We start from the raw sequence: 19,872 nt of genomic DNA on the forward strand, positions 1-19,872 counted from the left end.
CATTGGAAAATAAAAGTGTAGCTTCGGATAATAAAATGGAGAGTTTGGAAAATAAAATGGATTTTTGAAAAATAAGCAGGTCATTTTGGAAAATAAATGGTCCGGGCAGGTCCCCCGGATGCTGATTGGAAAATAAACCAGTGGCATTGGAAAATAAAAGTGTAGCTTCGGATAATAAAATGGAGAGTTTGGAAAATAAAATGGATTTTTGAAAAATAAGCAGGTCATTTTGGAAAATAAATAGTCCGGGCAGGTCCCCCGAATGCTGTTTGAAAAATAAAAGGGTCATTTTGAAAAATGGAACATTCCCGGCATTTTGAAAAAACAATTCCAATTTATAAACTAAGATCCTTTTAATAAGAAATACTGAAATACACCCTCCCGCAATTCTCTAAAACTGGACAAGGAATACGAACATATGTTAGTATTTATATATAGAAACAAGCTTCCAAAACTTCAATCACAGCTGCGAGCCAAATGGTAGGTTGCTTTTGAAGAATTGGTGTGCTATAATTTCAACTTGTGAGTAATGAATAATTGCTCCTTGCCCATTTTACTGGGCCGTTTAGACCAAAAGGAGGTGACAGTGATGAGAAAGTACGAAATTATGTACATCATCCGCCCAAATATTGAAGATGAGTCCAAAAAAGCGTTGATTGAACGTTTTAACGGAATCCTTACTGATAATGGTGCGGAAGTGGCTGAAGCTAAAGACTGGGGCAAGCGCCGTCTTGCATATGAAATCAACGATTTCCGTGATGGATACTACCAAATCCTTCAGGTAAATGCAGCTCCTGCTGCGGTTGATGAGTTCTCCCGTCTTGCTAAAATCAACGAAGATATCATTCGCCATATCGTTATTAAAGACGAAAAATAATTTTAGATAAATTTACTTTCAGCCAGGAATTAATGTGGCTGAAAGGAAGGGGGTTGATACTGATGATGAATCGTGTAATTCTTGTCGGCCGTTTGACTAAGGACCCGGAGCTTCGCTATACGCCAAACGGAGTGCCAGTTGCTTCTTTTACGTTAGCTGTTAATCGTGCGTTTACGAATCAGCAGGGTGAAAGAGAAGCTGACTTTATAAACTGTGTTGTTTGGCGCCGGCCAGCTGAAAACGTCGCAAACTTCCTTAAGAAAGGAAGCCTTGCAGGTGTTGATGGCCGCATTCAAACTCGCAGTTATGAAGGCCAGGATGGCAAACGCGTTTACGTTACGGAAGTAATGGCTGAGAGCGTTCAGTTCCTTGAGCCAAGAAATAGTCAGGGCAATGACAGAGGAGATAATTATTCTTCTCGTCCAGGTGGACAGGATTCTTCATTTGGAAATCAGAATCAACGCCAGCCTCAACGCAATACAAGACTGGATGAAGATCCATTTGCAGGTGGCGGTCAAATCGACATCTCGGATGATGATCTTCCATTCTAATTGTCCAATTAATGAACGTATATAACTAAAAAAATACAAAGGAGGGAAACAACCATGGCAATGGGTGGACGCAGAGGCGGTCGTGCAAAACGCCGTAAAGTTTGCTACTTCACAGCAAACGGAATCACACACATCGACTATAAAGACACTGATCTTTTGAAAAAATTCATCTCTGAGCGCGGTAAGATTTTACCACGTCGTGTAACTGGTACTAACGCGAAATATCAGCGTAAATTAACAGTTGCAATCAAGAGAGCTCGTACAATGGCTTTACTACCATATGTAACTGGTGAATAATGTACGGACAATCAAAAAAGGCAGCGGGCTTACCCGCTGCCTTTTTACATACATAAAGCTTAAGAAGCACCTATGTTGAATATCACGATAGTACTGGATAAAATAGAGAAGTGAAGAATGTTTCTTGTTAAGAGGTGGGCGTTTGAGGAATAAAAATACATATAGGTTGACTGAAGGTGCCGTCCTGTTAGCCATTTTTACTGTTTTGCTATTGATCACACTGTATATTCCCGGTTTGGGGTTTGTCGTTAATTTATTTCTGGCATTACCCTTTATGATGTTTGCTGCCAAGCATGGCTGGAAGAGCACCGCCATTTTTACAATTGCCGCTGTTCTGCTTTCTCTCGTGGTCGGAACATTGCTTGCTGTGCCTCTTGCTCTCGCTTACGGGATCACCGGCATGGTTATGGGGGCTATGATTAAAGAGGGGAAGAGCAGGCTGGCTGTTTTTGTTGCAGGTTCACTGGTGTTCCTAGCTAATACAGTTTTTCAATATATATTGGCAGTAGCTCTGTTTAAGATCAACTTCATTGAAGAGATGATGGCATCTTTCCGCGAAGCTATGGAGATGTCGACTGATATTATGGGGAGTCTTGGACAGACTGCTGACGACCGTATGCTTGAACAGCTTGAGACAACGATTGATTTAATTGAAACCCTGATGCCAAGTATGTTTGTAATGGCGTCTTTCATGATTATCTTTATCATCCAGCTGGTATCTTTTCCAATCCTTAAACGGTTTGGTATTGCGGTTCCAAGGTGGAAGCCTTTTAGGGAAATGACATTGCCTAAAAGCCTGCTTTGGTATTATCTTTTATCCATGATCGCTACAATGGTCTTTCAGCCGGAAGCAGGGAGCTATTGGTACTGGGCCCTGGCCAACCTGGTTTTTATCCTGCAATTTTTTATGCTTCTGCAGGGATTGTCATTTGTCGCATATTTCACTCACATAAAAAAGTTTCCAAAAGCTTTTCTGATTATTGCCGTCATCCTGACTTTCCTGCTGCCTTTTGTCCTTTATATTGTCAGGATATTAGGTATAATTGATTTAGGATTTAATCTACGAAAACGTCTGGAAGAGAAAAAGTAATCAGAAACTATCGCTTTAGGAGCTGAGTACATGCCTTCATATTTGGAAAGGCGACAGATACGCTATCCATTGTATGGATTGATTGCAGTGATTCTCGTTCTGCTGGGAATCCTGTCTTATTATAATATGATTGCAGGAGGCATTGGCTACCTCCTTACCGGCCTGCTTATTTATTTCATTTTCCAAATGAATTATAAGATGAAAAAGGAAACGGAGGCCTACATCTCGACACTTTCCTACCGGGTTAAAAAGGTTGGCGAAGAGGCTCTGATGGAGATGCCTATAGGAATCATGCTGATCAATGATGATTATTACATCGAATGGACGAACCCATTCATTTCTTCCTGTTTCCACGAGGATACATTGGTTGGCAGGTCGCTCTACGATGTGGCAGATACCCTTGTTCCATTGATTAAGCAGGAGGTAGAAACGGAGATCATTACACTGAATGACAGGAAATTCAGAGTCATTCATAAGTCCGAAGAGCGGTTGCTGTACTTTTTTGATGTCACTGAACAAACAGAGATTGAAAAAATGTACCATGATGAGCGCACGGTGATTTCCATCATTTACCTCGACAATTACGATGAATTGACCCAGGGGATGGATGATCAGACAAAAAGCAGCCTTAACAATCTTGTAACTTCGATATTAAATAAATGGGCAACGAATAACGGTGTCTTCCTGAAAAGGGTTTCTTCTGAGAGGTTTATTGGCGTGTTTAATGAACATATCCTTCATCTGCTCGAAAAGGGGAAATTCAGTATCCTTGATGAGGTTAGAGAAACAACTTCCAAACAGAATGTGCCACTGACCCTCAGTGTTGGGGTGGGGACAGGAGTTTCGTCCTTGCCTGAGCTAGGGTCACAGGCCCAGTCCAGCCTGGACTTAGCACTTGGCCGCGGCGGTGACCAGGTGGCGATCAAGCTGCCAAATGGAAAGGTAAAGTTTTACGGAGGAAAGACGAATCCGGTCGAAAAACGTACACGGGTCAGAGCCAGGGTTATTTCCCATGCTCTGAAGGAATTGATTATCGAGAGTGATAAAGTGATGATTATGGGCCACAAAAACCCTGATATGGATGCCATTGGTTCGGCAATTGGTATTCTGAAGGTGGCACAGATGAATAACCGTGAAGGCTTCATCGTGGTCAATAAACAGGAAATCGATACTGGTGTTCGAAGGATGATGGAGGAAATAAGGCATAATGAAGACTTGTATGGGCGATTTATCTCTCCAGAACAAGCCTATGAAATTGCCTCTGATGATACCCTGCTCGTTGTTGTGGATACCCATAAGCCATCTATGGTCATTGACGAACGTCTCTTGCACCGGATTGAAAATGTTGTTGTCATCGACCATCACCGCAGGGGAGAGGAATTCCTTAAAAATCCGCTGCTTGTTTATATGGAGCCGTATGCTTCTTCAACGGCTGAGCTAGTAACAGAACTGCTTGAGTATCAGCCGAAAAATGGGAAGATCCAGATGCTTGAAGCGACAGCCTTGCTTGCCGGTATCATTGTAGATACCAAAAGCTTTACATTAAGGACTGGATCCAGGACGTTTGATGCTGCTTCCTATTTGCGAAGCCATGGGGCCGATACGGTACTCGTTCAAAGGTTCTTAAAAGAGGATGTTACCACGTATATCAAACGGGCCCGGATTATTGAAAATGTCTATTTTTACCGCGATGGGATTGTGATTGCGCGTGCAGACGAGGAAGAAGAATGCGATCAGGTGCTCATTGCCCAGGCAGCTGACACTCTTCTCACGATGGATGGTGTATCAGCTTCCTTTGTGATTTCGAAAAGGGCGGACAATCTGATTGGCATAAGCGCTCGTTCACTGGGAGAGGTGAACGTCCAGGTTATCATGGAACACCTGGAAGGCGGCGGCCATCTGACGAACGCGGCTACCCAGCTGCAAAATATTTCACTCGGAGAAGCCGAGTACATGCTGAAGAGTGCCATCGATGATTATCTTGAAGGGGGAAATAAAGAATGAAAGTAATCTTTTTAAAGGATGTAAAAGGAAAAGGGAAAAAAGGAGAAGTAAAAAACGTTGCGGACGGCTACGCACAGAATTTCTTGCTTAAACAAGGTCTCGCAGTAGAGGCCTCCAATGCAGCCATGAGCTCTCTGAGCGCCCAGAAGAAGAAGGAAGAAAAACTGGCGGAGGAAGAGCTTCAGCAGGCTAAAAAGCTTAAAGAAGAGCTGGAGAAGCTTACGGTTGAGCTGACAGCCAAATCTGGAGAGGGCGGCCGCCTGTTCGGATCGATTACTTCCAAACAGATTGCGGAAGCGTTGCAGAAAAAACACAGCATTAAAATCGATAAGCGAAAAATTGAACTTGAAGATGCCATCCGCGCACTTGGCTATACGAAAGTGCCGGTCAAGCTCCATTCTGAAGTGACAGCCTCTCTAAACGTTCATGTAAAAGAAGGAAACTAAATTTGCCAGTTCCTTTACAGAATAAACATGGTAAAATATAAGAACCGGCAGAAAAGCGGCCAAGCTTTTCTGTCCTTTCTATGACAAAACATTGTGATTGGTCTGTGCTGATCACTTTTTTCTTTATTTAAGGAGGTTTTCGAAGTTGAATGAGTTATTTGCTGATCGGCTTCCTCCGCAAAACGTAGAAGCAGAGCAGGCCGTTTTAGGGGCTATTTTCCTGGAACCTTCATCCCTGACACTTGCTTCTGAAGTTCTTATTCCCGAGGACTTTTACCGGGCGGCCCATCAGAAGATCTTTGATGTGATGCTCAACCTGAATGATAAAGGGAAAGCGGTCGATCTCATCACTGTCACCGAGGAATTAGCCGCTGCAAAGCTTCTTGAGGATACAGGCGGTGTCAGCTACCTCAGTGAACTTGCTGCTGCTGTGCCAACTGCAGCCAATATTGAGTATTATGCCAGAATTGTGGAAGAAAAGTCCCTTTTAAGAAGACTGATCCGTACAGCGACTGACATCGCCCAGGATGGCTATTCAAGGGAAGATGAAGTAGAGGCGCTCCTTAGCGAAGCAGAGAAGAATATCCTTGAGGTTGCCCAAAGGAAGAATGCTGGAGCCTTTCATAATATTAAGGATGTCCTGGTCCGGACATATGATAATATTGAAACCTTGCATAACCGTGTGGGGGATATCACTGGGATTGCTACAGGATTTTCAGAGCTTGATAAAATGACAGCTGGTTTTCAGCGAAATGATTTGATTATTGTTGCTGCGCGTCCTTCCGTGGGTAAAACAGCGTTTGCCCTGAATATCGCCCAGAATGTTGCAACCAAAACAGGGGAGAATGTTGCAATCTTCAGTCTTGAGATGGGAGCAGAACAGCTTGTAATGCGTATGCTTTGTGCGGAAGGCAATATCAACGCGCAAAACCTGAGGACAGGGTCTTTGACAGATGAGGATTGGGGAAAACTGACCATGGCGATGGGGAGCCTGTCCAATTCCGGTATTTTTATAGACGATACTCCAGGGGTTAAAATCACCGACATACGCTCAAAGTGCCGCCGGCTCAAGCAGGAGCAGGGCCTGGGCATGATATTGATTGATTACCTGCAGCTGATCCAGGGAAGCGGCAGATCGGGAGAAAACCGCCAGCAAGAAGTATCGGAAATTTCCCGGATGCTGAAGTCCCTTGCGAGGGAATTGCAGGTGCCGGTAATTGCCCTGTCCCAGCTTTCCCGTGGGGTTGAGCAGCGGCAGGATAAACGCCCGATGATGTCAGACATCCGTGAATCGGGAAGTATTGAGCAGGATGCCGATATTGTGGCTTTCTTGTATCGTGATGATTACTATGACAAGGAATCTGAAAACAAGAACATCATTGAAATCATCATTGCCAAGCAGCGTAACGGTCCGGTTGGAACGGTACAGCTCGCCTTCGTTAAAGAATACAACAAGTTCGTCAACCTGGAGACACGCTACGGCGATCCATCCATGCCTCCAGGAGCCTAAAAGATTAACCTTTTTACAGGTTAGTCTTTTTTTTTATCCCTAACCTGGGAATAATAGATGGAAGTGAGAGGATAAAAAGTTATATTACGAACGTAAAATAAAACTATTTAAAAAATGTTCGTGTTTCATTGACTTTGCTTTGCGGATACTGGTAAAATTGATTTGTTTGAATAGCATATAAACTTTTATACATAGAACCTTTGGAGGTGCTTCTAATATGTCATCAGTAGTTGTAGTAGGTACGCAGTGGGGAGACGAAGGGAAAGGGAAGATCACCGATTTTTTGTCTGAAAATGCAGAAGTGGTTGCCCGTTACCAGGGAGGAAATAACGCAGGACATACGATTAAGTTTAATGGAGAAACCTATAAGCTTCACTTAATTCCATCAGGGATTTTTTATGAAGATAAAATTTGCGTGATTGGGAATGGGATGGTCGTAGATCCGAAAGCGCTTGTGCAAGAGCTGAGCTACCTTCATGAAAAGGGTGTTTCTACGGATAATTTAAGAATCAGCAATCGTGCCCATGTTATTTTGCCTTACCACTTAAAACTTGATGAGGTGGAAGAAGCACGTAAAGGTGATAATAAGATTGGGACAACCAAAAAAGGGATTGGCCCAGCTTATATGGATAAGGCGGCCCGTGTCGGAATCAGAGTGGCAGATTTACTGGACAGGGAAGTATTCGAAGAAAAGCTTACCCGCAATCTTGAAGAAAAGAACCGTCTTTTTGAGCGGATGTATGAAACGGAAGGCTTTAAGCTGGAAGAGATCCTGGACGAATACTATGAATATGGCCAGCAGGTGGCAAAGTATGTCTGTGATACTTCCGTTGTGCTGAATGATGCTCTTGATGAAGGGCGCCGCGTTCTATTTGAAGGGGCACAGGGCGTAATGCTTGATATCGATCAGGGAACTTATCCTTTTGTAACTTCCTCAAACCCTGTGGCTGGTGGAGTAACAATTGGATCAGGTGTAGGCCCGAGCAAGATCAAACATGTAGTTGGAGTCTGCAAAGCCTACACAACAAGAGTTGGCGATGGACCATTCCCAACAGAGCTTGACAATGAAATCGGCAATCAGATCCGTGAAGTAGGCCGTGAATATGGCACAACTACAGGAAGACCGCGCCGTGTTGGCTGGTTTGACAGTGTCGTTGTTCGCCATGCCCGCAGGGTTAGCGGACTTACAGACCTGAGCCTGAATTCAATCGATGTTCTGACAGGCATTGAAACACTGAAAATTTGTGTCGCATACCGCTATAAAGGGGAAGTCATTGAAGAATTCCCGGCAAGCCTTAAGACCCTTGCTCAATGCGAGCCTGTCTATGAAGAGCTTCCAGGCTGGAAAGAAGATATTACTGGATGTAAAACTCTTGATGAGCTTCCTGACAATGCAAGACATTATATTGAAAGAGTTTCTCAGCTGACTGGAATTCCGCTATCCATCTTCTCTGTAGGACCGGATCGGAACCAGACAAATGTAGTCAGAAGTCCTTGGCGCCAAAACTAAAAGTGAGAAAAGAAAGCTCCCTTAAAAGTGGAAGCTTTCTTTTTTTAAAATTAATTCAAAAAAACCTTGTACAACATAAAAGGTCTATGGTAATATAAAAAAGTCGTCGAAGGGCGACAGGAAATGTCGAAATAACATCTTAGATTAGCTAGTCGGTTGAGGCAGATTGCTTATTATATCGATAAATATGCTAGTTAATATTTGAGCCATTAGCTCAGTCGGTAGAGCATCTGACTTTTAATCAGAGGGTCGAAGGTTCGAGTCCTTCATGGCTCACCATTTATCCGGCCCCTTGGTCAAGCGGTTAAGACACCGCCCTTTCACGGCGGTAACACGGGTTCGAATCCCGTAGGGGTCACCATTTTTATTACAGGTTATAATAGCTTGGCTCAGTAGCTCAGTCGGTAGAGCAGATTTCTTGCTTCACCGAATGAACATCCTCGGCAATCTGCGAGACAGGCCGGAGGTCTTTCGAGCAAAGGACTTAATCATACCGATTAAGGACATTAATATTAGCTTGGCTCAGTAGCTCAGTCGGTAGAGCAAAGGACTGAAAATCCTTGTGTCGGCGGTTCGATTCCGTCCTGAGCCATCAAAAAAGGGAGCGTGTATCCAATACATGCTTCTTTTTTTGTGTGTTAGTTGTCATTTTATGTAAATTTATAGGTGGAATATACTGTGTTTCACCAATATTTTTACAAAATACGTTATTAATTGGCAGCTTTTATACATTTCCGTTACATCATGGCCGTTTTTACGATATGAATAGTGATTTATGATAAGGTAAAAAAGGAATATTTTTAACTACTAGTATATTGGTACTGCTTGTTTCCAGCGTGTTGTTGTACCTGCAGGAGGATTATATGAAAGGTTTAAAACTGAATTTGCCTAAATCCGCAACACAGATAAAACGGAATATCAATAAAATCATTGTTTACGCGCTGATGTCAACAGCTTTGACCCTAGGGACAGGAGCCCTTTCAACAGAGGCTGCTGAAGCTGATTTAACGACGGTGTATCATGTATATAAACAGGATGACTTTATCGGAACAGTCACCGATAAGAATGAAGTGGAGAAGGTAATTGAGGAAAAAACAAATTCCTTAGTGGAAGTATATGACGGACTTGACCTTGAGCTTGGCAAAGATCTTTCCTATGTTCCGGAACAGGTTTTCCAGTCAGCTTCCACAGCCAATACGGAAATAGTCCTGGATAAGCTGGAAAATGAACTAACAGTGCTTGCTAAGGCAGCGGTGTTCGCTATTGACGGAAAGGAGATAGCCTACGTAAAGGATATCGATTCAGCACAGGAAGTCATCAGGCAGCTAAAGCTGGACTTTGTAACAGAAAATGAACTCAAGGATCTGGAGAATCGCCGAAAATCTACTCATCTACCTTTACCACCATTAAAGAAAGATGAAACACGATTATTAGACGTAAAATTATCAGAAGATGTTTCCATTTCAGCTGATGAAATTGACCCAGAGAAAATTTTAAGCATTGAAGAAGCGGTTAAGCTGTTTAAGAATGGAACCCTGGAAGAGAAGAAGTACGAGGTCCAGCCAGGCGATGTTCTTGGAACAATAGCGGATGATCATAAGCTTAGCCTTCAACAGCTGTTGTCACTCAATCAGGAGCTTTCTGGAGAATCTGTTCTAAAACCTGGGCAAAAGCTAAAGGTAACCTATCATGAGCCATATGCAAAGGTAATCGTTGATAAGGAAGTCTACAGGGAAGAAACTGTAGATTATCAAAAAGAAGTAATAACCGATTCTTCAATGTTTAAAGGGGATACGAAAGTAAAGCAAGAAGGCAGAGATGGCCTGAAAGGAATCACTTATTCGATCACGGAGGAAAATGGACGGGTGACACAACAAAAGGAAATAGAGGAAACCGTCCTAAAGGAACCGATTAAAGAAATCACCATTAAAGGGACGAAAGTCATTCCTTCACGTGGAGATGGAAATTTTACATGGCCTGCTTCCGGAGGTTACATCTCCAGCAAAATGGGTTACCGATGGGGAAAGGTTCACAAGGGGATTGATATTGCAAGGCCGAGCAACCTTACTATTAAGTCAGCAGATAATGGTGTCGTTTTATCGGCAGGCTATGATAATGGCGGCTATGGCAACAAGGTTGTCATTGATCATCAAAATGGGTACAGGACGATATATGCACACCTTGATTCCATATCTGTCAGTTCTGGACAAACCGTGCCACGGGGATCTAAAATTGGGGTAATGGGATCAACAGGCGATTCAACTGGTGTTCATCTCCATTTTGAGGTATACAAGAATGGAAACCGCATTGACCCGCTGAGTGTAGTAGGTAAATAAGTGAAAATAAGTCTCTAGACGTCACGACTAGAGACTTTTTTACATTTATTAGTGACTTTGGCAGAGAAGATTTGAGAAGGTTTTATCAGATGAATTCAGTTTTTGCCTGAAATAAAGTAAAATAGAAAGAATAAGACCTTTTTTAGATGAAGATTCCTATTATATAGAACTAAAGAATAGAAGGAGAATTGGTATGGATAAGAAAATACTGGTTGTCGATGATGAAAAACCAATTGCAGATATATTACAGTTCAATCTAAAGAAAGAGGGCTACGAGGTTTACTGTGCCTATGACGGGAATTCTGCCCTCGAAATGGTTGAAGAAATTCACCCAGACATTATCCTCCTTGATATTATGCTTCCATTAAGAGATGGAATGGAGGTTTGCCGTGAAGTCAGGAAAAAGTACGAGATGCCAATTATCATGCTGACAGCGAAAGACTCTGAAATTGATAAGGTGCTCGGACTTGAACTTGGAGCTGATGACTATGTAACTAAACCATTCAGTACAAGGGAATTGATTGCAAGGGTTAAAGCGAACCTGCGCCGACATCAGCAAAATGCAGCAAAGGCAGATGAAGAGGAGGAAACCAACGAGATTACCATCGGTTCCTTGACGATCCACCCGGATGCCTATGTTGTTTCCAAGCGAGGAGAAACAATCGAGCTGACTCACCGTGAGTTTGAACTGCTGCACTATCTGGCAAAGCATATTGGCCAGGTCATGACAAGGGAACACCTGCTTCAGACAGTGTGGGGCTATGATTATTATGGAGATGTCCGGACAGTAGATGTAACCGTAAGACGTCTGCGCGAGAAAATAGAAGACAACCCTAGCCATCCTACCTGGATTGTCACCCGCAGAGGGGTCGGATATTATTTAAGAAACTCTGAGCAGGAGTAAGGACAGATAATGAAAAAGGTTGGTTTTTTTCGCTCGATCCATTTTAAATTTGTCATCATTTACATTCTGCTGATTTTAATAGCCATGCAAATCATTGGTGTATACTTTGTAAAAAAACTGGAAGATACCCTGATGACCAACTATCAGAATTCCTTAAAGCAGCGGGTCAACTTGCTTGTTTACGATATTGAGGAAGAAATGGTGAAAGAGCGTGGGAAGGAAGACCCGACCGAGGAAGAAGCTATCTGGAAAATTCTTGATGATTACCAAACCTCCGATATTTCCGAAATTCGGGTCATCGATGGGGGCAGCTTCCGGATTCTTGGCACCTCCGATCCAGACAATCAGGGACTTGTCGGTCAAAGAACCACAGAATTGAAAATCAAACGCTCCATTGTCTTAGACAAAGAGGAGAGCATCATACAGGTGGATACCAAAAGGGGCAAGGAAGTCAAGAGAGTCTGGGTCCAATCAACACCGATCCGGTCAAAGGGAGAGGTCATAGGTGCTGTATATCTAGTTGCACAAGTGGAAAACATTTTTTCACAGATGAAGGATATCAATAAAATCCTTGCGACTGGTACAGCGATCGCCCTCATTTTTACTGCCATTCTGGGGATTTTGCTTGCACAAACCATTACAAGGCCGATCTCGGACATGAAGAAGCAGGCCCTTGCAATGACACGGGGTAACTTTACGAGGAAAGTAAAAGTGTATGGCTATGATGAAATTGGACAGCTCGCCATTACCTTTAATGACTTAACAAAAAAGCTGCAGGAAGCAAATGCAACAACTGAAGGGGAAAAACGGAAGCTTAGCTCGGTTATTTCCTATATGACCGATGGAGTTATTGCGACGGATCGGAAAGGGAAAATCATTCTGATCAACGAACCGGCAGCTAAAATTCTGGATGTTTCACGTGAAACAGTCCTGTCTGATCCAATTGTATCTGTTCTTGGGATTGAGGATGAGTATACATTTGAAGACTTGCTGGAGCAGCAGGAATCGGTCATTCTTGATTACAGCACCAAAAACAAACCTTATATTTTGCGTGCCAATTTCTCTGTTATTCAGAAGGACAGCGGTTTTGTGAACGGCTTGATTGCGGTACTTCATGATATTACGGAACAGGAAAAAATCGAAATGGAGCGAAGAGAGTTCGTCGCCAATGTTTCCCACGAACTCAGGACACCATTAACCACGATGAGAAGCTATCTCGATGCTCTCGCTGAAGGTGCCTGGAAGGATGATGAGATTGCTCCTCAATTCCTGCAGACTACTCAGACTGAGACAGAGAGAATGATCAGGCTAGTAAATGATTTACTTCAGCTTTCCAAAATGGATAGTACAGACTATCGACTGAACAAGGAATGGATTGACTTTCCAACATTTTTCAGTCGAATCATTGATCGATTCGAATTTACCAAAAATCAAAATGTCACGTTTGTCCGCAAGCTGCCAAAAACAAGTATATTTGTGGAAATAGACGAAGATAAAGTGACACAGGTTTTATATAACATCATTTCAAACGCGATGAAGTATTCCCCTGAAGGCGGGAGAATCGTCTTCAAGGTAAAAGAAAAGGACACTGAGATTGTTGTCAGTATTTCTGATGAAGGGGTCGGGATTCCTAAAAATAATTTGGATAAAATCTTTGACCGCTTCTATCGGGTGGATAAGGCCAGGACACGAAAGCTGGGCGGTACTGGACTTGGCCTTGCTATAGCAAAGGAAATGGTAACCGCCCATGGAGGAAGAATCTGGGCAACCAGTGTGGAAGGGAAAGGAACAACCATTTATTTCACCTTGCCTTATGACCGGAATGCAGAGGATGATTGGTCATGACATATGAAAATATTAAAACGGCAATCTTAACCATTTTAATTGTTCTTGGCGGAGTGCTTACATGGAATATATGGACCTTTCAGCCGGAGTATGAAATTATCGAGAATGAAAACACGGTCAATGAGGTAAACATCGGCTCAAAACGGGAAATAAAGAGAATTGTGAAGCCTCATCAGGTCATTTTCCATACAGGCGGGAAGGATTACGGAACCAATAACATAGTTGTGATTGACAGAGTCACAGCAATGGCGAGCAAGTGGAAGTATTATGATGTGAAGAAGTCTTCAGAGAGCAGTTCGCAACTGAACAAGCGATTTTCCCAGGATAATCAAACCGAGATTATATTCCCGGATGAGGTTCCCATTGACTTGTATAAAAAGGTTCTTAACTTCGAAGACCAGAATATTCCGAAGTTTGAGTTTGACCGGATCATCATTGACGCTAAAACCGGGCAAAGGGAAGAAGGATCCATTTACTTTTATTCTTCCAAGAACCAGGAAGCTTATATAAGCAATGTCAGTGTTTCAGCCATCAATGAGTTCTCGAAAGAATTTCAGGATGAGGCCGCAAGCTTTAACCCGTATTTTCCGCATAAGATGTCGGGCGGGAAGACGGTCTATCTGCCAGTTAATCAAACAAAGATGGTGAAATATACGTATTATCGGAACAATATCGATCCGGATGAGTTGAAGGAAGCTTTGTTCAGGGACCCAAGCTTTGTTCAAAAGAGTGTGGTACAGGATGGAGAAGAGTATGCGGACGAAGCGAGCAAAATGACGGTTGACAACAATACGAACATGATAGATTACGTGAACCCTTTCAGGGAAAACGACGCCGTCATAGGAACGACCAATCTTGTCCAGAAAAGCATTGATTTTGTGAATGATCACAGCGGCTGGACTGATAACTACCGCTATGTCTATAAAGATGATTTTAATCAAAAAGTAGTCTTCAGGATGTACAGCAGTGAGGGCTACCCAATATTTAATCAACTGGGGATGTCTGAAATTTCCCAGACATGGGGGCCGAAGGATATTAGCCGCTATGAACGGCCAAACTTTCACCTTGAACTGCCGCTGAATCCCGAGATGAATATGGTCACCTTGCCTTCGGGGGAGGAAGCCCTTGAGATTCTGAAGCAAAAGACAGATTTGAAGCCTGAACTGATTAAGGATATCTCACCAGGCTATTATATGAAAAAGGATCCGGACGATTCTTCTTTGATCTTTCTGGAACCAGGGTGGTTTTATAATTATGATGATGAATGGCGGGAATTGCTGCTTGATGGGGAGGTGAGATAAATGGATTGGAGCAAGATCAAGACCATTTTTATCATCAGTTTCCTTATCCTGGATATTTATCTTGCCTATCAATTTATTAATACGAGAAGTGAAGCAAAGAACTATGAATTCTATAAGGAAGTTTCTCTGGAAGAAAAGCTGAAAAATGATGATATTGATATAGAATTCAGTACCCCTTCTGATACTATTATGAAGGAGCGTTATGTCAGCGTAAGACCTAAGATTTTTGTTAAAGACGAGCTGCTTTCAAATCAGACTCAGCAATTGGGGCTGGGCGATGGAGCTGTTTTAAGAGGCAAGCTTGACAAACCTATCGAGCTTAATGAGAAATTTAATCCTGAAGAGTTTACTGCTGCCGTAATGAACGATGTGCAATCGGGAGAAGAATACCGTTTCTGGAAAAAGGACGACGAGGAAAATACCATCACGTATTTTCAGCAATACAAGGGAAAGCCAATTTATCATAATCTCAACGGCAAGCTCACTTTCTTTATAAATGATCAGAATGAAGTGACCTCCTATGAGCAGAGTTACCTGGAGCCAACAGAGGAATTGATGGAGGAAGAAGAGGTCATCACCCCGATGGAGGCCATTGAGACCCTTTATAAAAAAGGATTATTGAGTCCAAAAAGTAAAATTACAAAGGCTGAGCTTGGTTATTCAACTCTAGTACAGCTGACAGCCTCCCAGGTGCTGGCGCCAACATGGAGAATTCTCGTAAATGGGGAAGGAAACCTGTTTGTACATGCTTTTGAAGGACAGGTAATCCAGTTGAACAGTGAAGAATCTGAAGTAACGGAGTGAAAATATATGACTTTGCATTTTAGTGTTCTCGCAAGTGGGAGTACGGGAAATGCGATCTATGTGGAGACGGAGGACCAGAGCTTTTTGGTTGACGCAGGATTAAGCGGGAAACAAATGGACGCTTTATTCAAGGAAGTCGGCCGGGAAATGAAGAACCTCTCCGGGATATTAGTAACGCATGAACACAGCGATCACATAAAGGGAATCGGCATCGTTGCCCGCAAGTACAAGCTCCCCATCTATGCAAATGATAAGACATGGAAGGCGATGGATGGGTTAATTGGGGAAGTTCCGGTTGATCAGAAATTCACCTTTGAGATGGAAACTGTTAAAAGCTTTGGTTCGCTGGATATTGAATCCTTTGGTGTTTCGCACGATGCCGCCGAGCCAATGTTTTATGTTTTTCACCATGAAGGAAAGAAACTGGTCCTTATAACGGATACGGGTTACGTGAGTGACAGAATGAAGGGGATCATCACTAATGCGGATGCCTACGTGTTTGAAAGCAACCATGATGTACAGATGCTCCGAATGGGGCGTTATCCTTGGAATATTAAGCGGAGGATCCTTGGCGATTATGGCCATGTATCCAATGAAGATGCCGCGATTGCAATGAGCGAAGTAGCAGGAGATAACACGAAAAGCATTTATTTAGCCCATTTGAGCCTTGATAACAACATGAAGGACCTTGCGAGGATGTCTGTTTCGCAGACACTTGAAAGCCGGGGAATTGCAGTAGGAGAGCAGCTGTCTCTATTTGATACCGATCCAAAAAAGCCGACTATCTTGACGGCAGTTTAGGTTCAAAGGATAGCAGTGCTTACGGCAAAAAGAATGGAAGCTGGCCGCTTTCATTCTTTTTTTTATGGTGTCTTAAAAAGGCTTTTAAATTAAAATTTTTGGCTTCAAAGGGTATAATGTAGGTAGAAAATTCTTACTGCAGATGTTGATGAGAAAGGATTGGTTAAGTTTGGGCTATTATGATGAAGATAACCAGCGGCGTTACCAGGAGCAAAAGGGAAGAAAGGGAGGATCTTTCTTATCCGGACTTCTGGGAGCTGTGGTTGGGGCTTTATTAATTATTTTTACCATACCAGTACTGTCCAATACAGGCTTGCTGCCGTACAGTGTGGAGCCAAGGAATAATGCTGATACAACTAATCAGACTGGACAGAATCAATCTGGTGCAGCAAAGAATGTGTCCGTTGATGTCACTTCTGAAGTTACAAAGGCCGTTGATAAAGCCGGAGAAGCGGTCGTTGGCATTACGAATATCCAGAATACAAGCAACTGGTTTGGCAGCAGCCAGCAGCAAGAAGCCGGCACAGGGTCCGGAGTCATTTATAAAAAACAGGGCGATAAAGCCTATGTGGTTTCCAACCACCACGTAGTAGAGGGGGCATCCGAGCTAGAGGTCAGCCTTAATGACGGAACGAAGATTCCTGCGAAGATGATTGGCAGCGATCCATGGACCGACCTCGCTGTATTGGAGATTTCAAGCGACAAGGTCAAAACCGTTGCCGAGTTCGGCAATTCGGATAAGCTGAAAATCGGAGAACCTGTCATTGCAATAGGAAACCCGCTAGGTTTGACTTTTTCCGGTTCAGTAACCCAAGGGATCATTTCCGGTCTGGAACGGGCCATCCCGGTAGATATCAACCAGGACGGAACGCCGGATTGGCAGGCCCAGGTTATTCAGACGGATGCCGCGATCAACCCTGGAAACAGCGGAGGGGCGCTTGTGAATATTGATGGTCAGGTCGTCGGGATCAATTCCATGAAAATCGCCCAGACATCCATAGAGGGAATCGGGCTTTCAATCCCAATCAACTCGGCTATGCCGGTAATCAGCGACCTGGAGAAGTTCGGCGAAGTGAAACGTCCTTATATGGGCATATCCTTAAGTTCAGTAAATGAGATTCCAGAGCATTTTCAGGAGTCTATGCTCCAGCTCCCAGAGGATATCAACTACGGTGTGGCAATTCAGGAGGTTCAGCCTAATTCACCAGCAGCGAAGGCTGGCCTGAAGGCACTTGACGTCATAGTAGAGATGGATGGGAAGAAAATCAATGATGCCGTAGATCTTCGAAAACATTTATATAATGAAAAAGATGCTGGAGATGAAATGAAGGTTAAGTTTTACCGGAAAGGGAAGCTGCAGGAAGCAACAATGGTTCTTTCCCAGGAAGAACTGACCTGATAAAGGAAATGTTAAAGCAGAGAGCAATTATTCAGCTCTCTGCTTTTTACATGGAAATAATAATGCCTTAACCATTTTACCGTATGCTAAAATGGTCTGTGGATAAATTATAAATAAATCTTCTTTGCACGAAAACAGAGAGCATAAAAAGGAAAAGGAGCTGAAAAGCAATGATTTACTGCTGTGAGGAGCATGTGGAATTGGCGTTGGATGAGACGGTGGATGAGCATGAATTGGCACCAAAACTAGAAAAAGTTGTGGAAAACAGCGATTTTATCTGTGGATACTGTGGACAACAAGCTGTATATATTGTAGGGAACGAATGATCGCCTACTAAATGTGGATTTCGTTGTGAATATGTGGATAACTTTTGTGGATAAGATGTTTGTAAACTGTTTGTAAAGTGGGGATGGCTTGTGAATATCTCAATTGTCACAGTTGGGAAATTAAAAGAAAAATACTTAAAACAAGGGATAGAGGAATATCTAAAGAGGCTCGGCAGTTACGCCAAGGTGGAAATAATCGAAGTGCCAGACGAAAAAGCCCCAGAGGAATTAAGCGAGATTGAAATGGAGCAGGTCAAGCAAAAGGAGGGAGAGCGGATCCTTGCAAAAATTCATCAGGATGCACATGTCATTGCACTGGCCATCAACGGAAAGCTGAAATCATCCGAGGAACTGGCTGATACACTTAATAAACTGGCTACCTACGGGAAAAGCAAGGTAACCTTTATTATTGGCGGCTCCCTTGGCTTAGGCGGTGAGGTACTTAAGCGGGCAGATGAACAGCTAAGCTTCTCCAAAATGACCTTCCCGCACCAGCTGATGAGGCTGATATTGGTGGAACAGATTTACCGGGCGTTTCGGATCAATCGGGGGGAACCTTACCATAAGTAGATGAGGTTTTGGTTGTAATACCTTGTAACCTTAATAAGGTTGTCTCCCAAAATGCTTGTATACAATATTGAGTGGAATAAAAAAATTTTGATAGGATGACAAAATGAAAAATGATGTTACTTTAACGGTAAAGGGCAAGTATGTAAATAAATATAAAGACGGTTATCCGCTTATTTTAAGAGATGCAATCATTAATTTGAACGAAGTTACTGCAGAAGGAACCATTGTCCGCTTAGTTGATGATAAAAATAAGTTCATAGCAAAAGGCTATTATGGCAAACAAAATAAAGGTTATGGATGGGTTCTTAGCAGAAATGAGAATGAACAGATTGACCAAAGGTTTTTTGTGAATAAAATGAAGGCTGCCATCAAGTATAGAGAATCGTTTTTTAACAGCCCGGATACCAATGCTTTCAGGATCGTGAATGGAGAAGGCGATGGTTTAGGAGGGTTAACTATAGAGTATTTTGATGGCTACTATTTAATCAACTGGTATAGCCAGGGAATTTACCGCTTTCGGGAGTATATCATAAATGCTCTAAAAGAATTAGTTGAGTTTAAGGCAATTTATCAAAAGAAAAGATTTGATGTCAGCGGGAAATATATTGAAGAAGATGATTTCGTAGCGGGAGAAAGAGGAATCTTCCCAATTAACGTAAAAGAAAATGGGGTAAACTTTGCTGTTTACTTAAATGAAGGTGCGATGGTTGGTGTTTTTTTAGACCAAAGAAATGTAAGAAAGACTATTCGGGATGCTTATGCGGAGGGAAAGAACGTACTGAACACCTTTTCCTACACAGGTGCATTTTCAGTATTTGCGGCCGTAGGAGGCGCAGTTAAAACAACAAGTGTGGATTTAGCAAATAGAAGCTTAAACAAGACCATTGAACAATTTCGTCTTAACGGGTTAGATATTGATTCACAAGATATCGTTGTTGGGGATGTATTCAATTACTTTAAATATGCAGTGAAAAAACAGCTAAGGTTTGATATGCTCATACTCGATCCTCCAAGCTTCGCAAGGTCAAAAAAAATGGTATTTAGCGCGGAAAAGGATTATAAAAATCTTTTAAAGGAAGCTATTTCAATAACAGAAGATGAGGGAATTATTGTAGCATCGACTAATTCCAGCTCTTTTAATATGAAAAAATTTAAAAGCTTTATTGATCAGGCGTTTAAAGAAATGAACAGAAATTATCAGCTAGTTGAGGAATTTTCCCTTCCGAAAGACTTTAAAACAATAAAAGAATTCCCAGAGGGCAACTATCTTAAGGTTGTCTTTATAAAGAATTTGCCATAGA

The 19,872-nt window shown here is 42.6% G+C and carries 19 protein-coding genes and 3 tRNA genes; 21 read left to right on the forward strand and 1 reads right to left on the reverse strand.

Annotated elements, in window-relative coordinates:
* Positions 1–328, reverse strand: a 328-nt coding sequence (locus EV146_RS27725) for a hypothetical protein (protein WP_206751981.1), incomplete at its 3' end; no start/stop codon positions are given.
* Between the two features lie 261 nt (positions 329–589).
* Between EV146_RS27725 and rpsF the strand changes: the two genes are divergently transcribed.
* From rpsF to EV146_RS15350, 21 genes are all read left to right on the forward strand, one after another.
* A complete protein-coding gene (gene rpsF / locus EV146_RS15250) occupies positions 590–877 on the forward strand; it encodes a 30S ribosomal protein S6 (RefSeq protein ID WP_121610431.1) in 288 nt (95 codons plus the stop codon).
* A gap of 62 nt (positions 878–939) precedes the next feature.
* On the forward strand, positions 940–1,428 hold the full coding sequence (ssb, locus tag EV146_RS15255) for a single-stranded DNA-binding protein (RefSeq protein WP_121610432.1): 489 nt from the start codon (positions 940–942) through the stop codon (positions 1,426–1,428).
* Positions 1,429–1,488: 60 nt separating this feature from the next.
* Positions 1,489–1,725, forward strand: coding sequence for a 30S ribosomal protein S18 (rpsR, locus tag EV146_RS15260; RefSeq protein ID WP_121613831.1), 237 nt, complete (start codon positions 1,489–1,491; stop codon positions 1,723–1,725).
* 142 nt (positions 1,726–1,867) lie between these two features.
* Entirely contained in the window at positions 1,868–2,815 is a 948-nt protein-coding gene (locus tag EV146_RS15265) for a YybS family protein (RefSeq protein ID WP_132007783.1), read from the forward strand.
* 30 nt (positions 2,816–2,845) lie between these two features.
* Positions 2,846–4,819: a DHH family phosphoesterase gene (locus tag EV146_RS15270; protein WP_121610434.1), complete on the forward strand. Its 1,974-nt coding sequence runs from the start codon at positions 2,846–2,848 to the stop codon at positions 4,817–4,819.
* Positions 4,816–5,265, forward strand: coding sequence for a 50S ribosomal protein L9 (gene rplI, locus EV146_RS15275; RefSeq protein WP_132007786.1), 450 nt, complete (start codon positions 4,816–4,818; stop codon positions 5,263–5,265). The genes EV146_RS15270 and rplI overlap by 4 nt, the downstream gene beginning before the upstream one ends.
* A gap of 145 nt (positions 5,266–5,410) precedes the next feature.
* Positions 5,411–6,775: a replicative DNA helicase gene (dnaB, locus tag EV146_RS15280; RefSeq protein ID WP_121610436.1), complete on the forward strand. Its 1,365-nt coding sequence runs from the start codon at positions 5,411–5,413 to the stop codon at positions 6,773–6,775.
* Between the two features lie 217 nt (positions 6,776–6,992).
* On the forward strand, positions 6,993–8,285 hold the full coding sequence (locus EV146_RS15285) for an adenylosuccinate synthase (RefSeq protein WP_132007789.1): 1,293 nt from the start codon (positions 6,993–6,995) through the stop codon (positions 8,283–8,285).
* 203 nt (positions 8,286–8,488) lie between these two features.
* Positions 8,489–8,564 (forward strand) — tRNA-Lys (locus EV146_RS15290).
* A gap of 7 nt (positions 8,565–8,571) precedes the next feature.
* Positions 8,572–8,646, forward strand: a tRNA-Glu gene (locus EV146_RS15295).
* Between the two features lie 158 nt (positions 8,647–8,804).
* A tRNA-Phe gene (locus EV146_RS15300) sits at positions 8,805–8,877 on the forward strand.
* Positions 8,878–9,148: 271 nt separating this feature from the next.
* A complete protein-coding gene (locus EV146_RS15305) occupies positions 9,149–10,621 on the forward strand; it encodes a peptidoglycan DD-metalloendopeptidase family protein (RefSeq protein WP_132007792.1) in 1,473 nt (490 codons plus the stop codon).
* 193 nt (positions 10,622–10,814) lie between these two features.
* Positions 10,815–11,525: a response regulator YycF gene (gene yycF, locus EV146_RS15310; protein WP_121610439.1), complete on the forward strand. Its 711-nt coding sequence runs from the start codon at positions 10,815–10,817 to the stop codon at positions 11,523–11,525.
* 9 nt (positions 11,526–11,534) lie between these two features.
* Positions 11,535–13,370, forward strand: a complete 1,836-nt coding sequence (walK, locus tag EV146_RS15315; RefSeq protein WP_121610440.1) for a cell wall metabolism sensor histidine kinase WalK — start codon at positions 11,535–11,537, stop codon at positions 13,368–13,370.
* Positions 13,367–14,671 carry a YycH family regulatory protein gene (locus EV146_RS15320; RefSeq protein WP_132007795.1) on the forward strand — a complete coding sequence of 435 codons (1,305 nt, stop codon included), beginning with the start codon at positions 13,367–13,369 and terminating at the stop codon, positions 14,669–14,671. The genes walK and EV146_RS15320 overlap by 4 nt, the downstream gene beginning before the upstream one ends.
* Positions 14,672–15,475 carry a two-component system regulatory protein YycI gene (locus EV146_RS15325; RefSeq protein ID WP_132007798.1) on the forward strand — a complete coding sequence of 268 codons (804 nt, stop codon included), beginning with the start codon at positions 14,672–14,674 and terminating at the stop codon, positions 15,473–15,475.
* Positions 15,476–15,481: 6 nt separating this feature from the next.
* On the forward strand, positions 15,482–16,276 hold the full coding sequence (locus tag EV146_RS15330; RefSeq protein ID WP_132007801.1) for an MBL fold metallo-hydrolase: 795 nt from the start codon (positions 15,482–15,484) through the stop codon (positions 16,274–16,276).
* 169 nt (positions 16,277–16,445) lie between these two features.
* Complete coding sequence (locus tag EV146_RS15335; protein ID WP_132008481.1) at positions 16,446–17,675, forward strand: S1C family serine protease; 1,230 nt, start codon at positions 16,446–16,448, stop codon at positions 17,673–17,675.
* A gap of 170 nt (positions 17,676–17,845) precedes the next feature.
* Positions 17,846–18,001 carry a CxxH/CxxC protein gene (locus EV146_RS15340; protein ID WP_121610445.1) on the forward strand — a complete coding sequence of 52 codons (156 nt, stop codon included), beginning with the start codon at positions 17,846–17,848 and terminating at the stop codon, positions 17,999–18,001.
* Positions 18,002–18,091: 90 nt separating this feature from the next.
* Positions 18,092–18,571 carry a 23S rRNA (pseudouridine(1915)-N(3))-methyltransferase RlmH gene (gene rlmH, locus EV146_RS15345; protein ID WP_132007804.1) on the forward strand — a complete coding sequence of 160 codons (480 nt, stop codon included), beginning with the start codon at positions 18,092–18,094 and terminating at the stop codon, positions 18,569–18,571.
* 103 nt (positions 18,572–18,674) lie between these two features.
* Positions 18,675–19,871 (forward strand): class I SAM-dependent rRNA methyltransferase, encoded by a 1,197-nt coding sequence (locus tag EV146_RS15350; protein WP_132007807.1) that lies wholly within the window; start codon positions 18,675–18,677, stop codon positions 19,869–19,871.
* Position 19,872 lies beyond the last annotated feature (1 nt).

Origin of the sequence: Mesobacillus foraminis, from assembly GCF_004340465.1 — a bacterium.
GTDB lineage: Bacteria > Bacillota > Bacilli > Bacillales > Cytobacillaceae > Mesobacillus_B > Mesobacillus_B foraminis.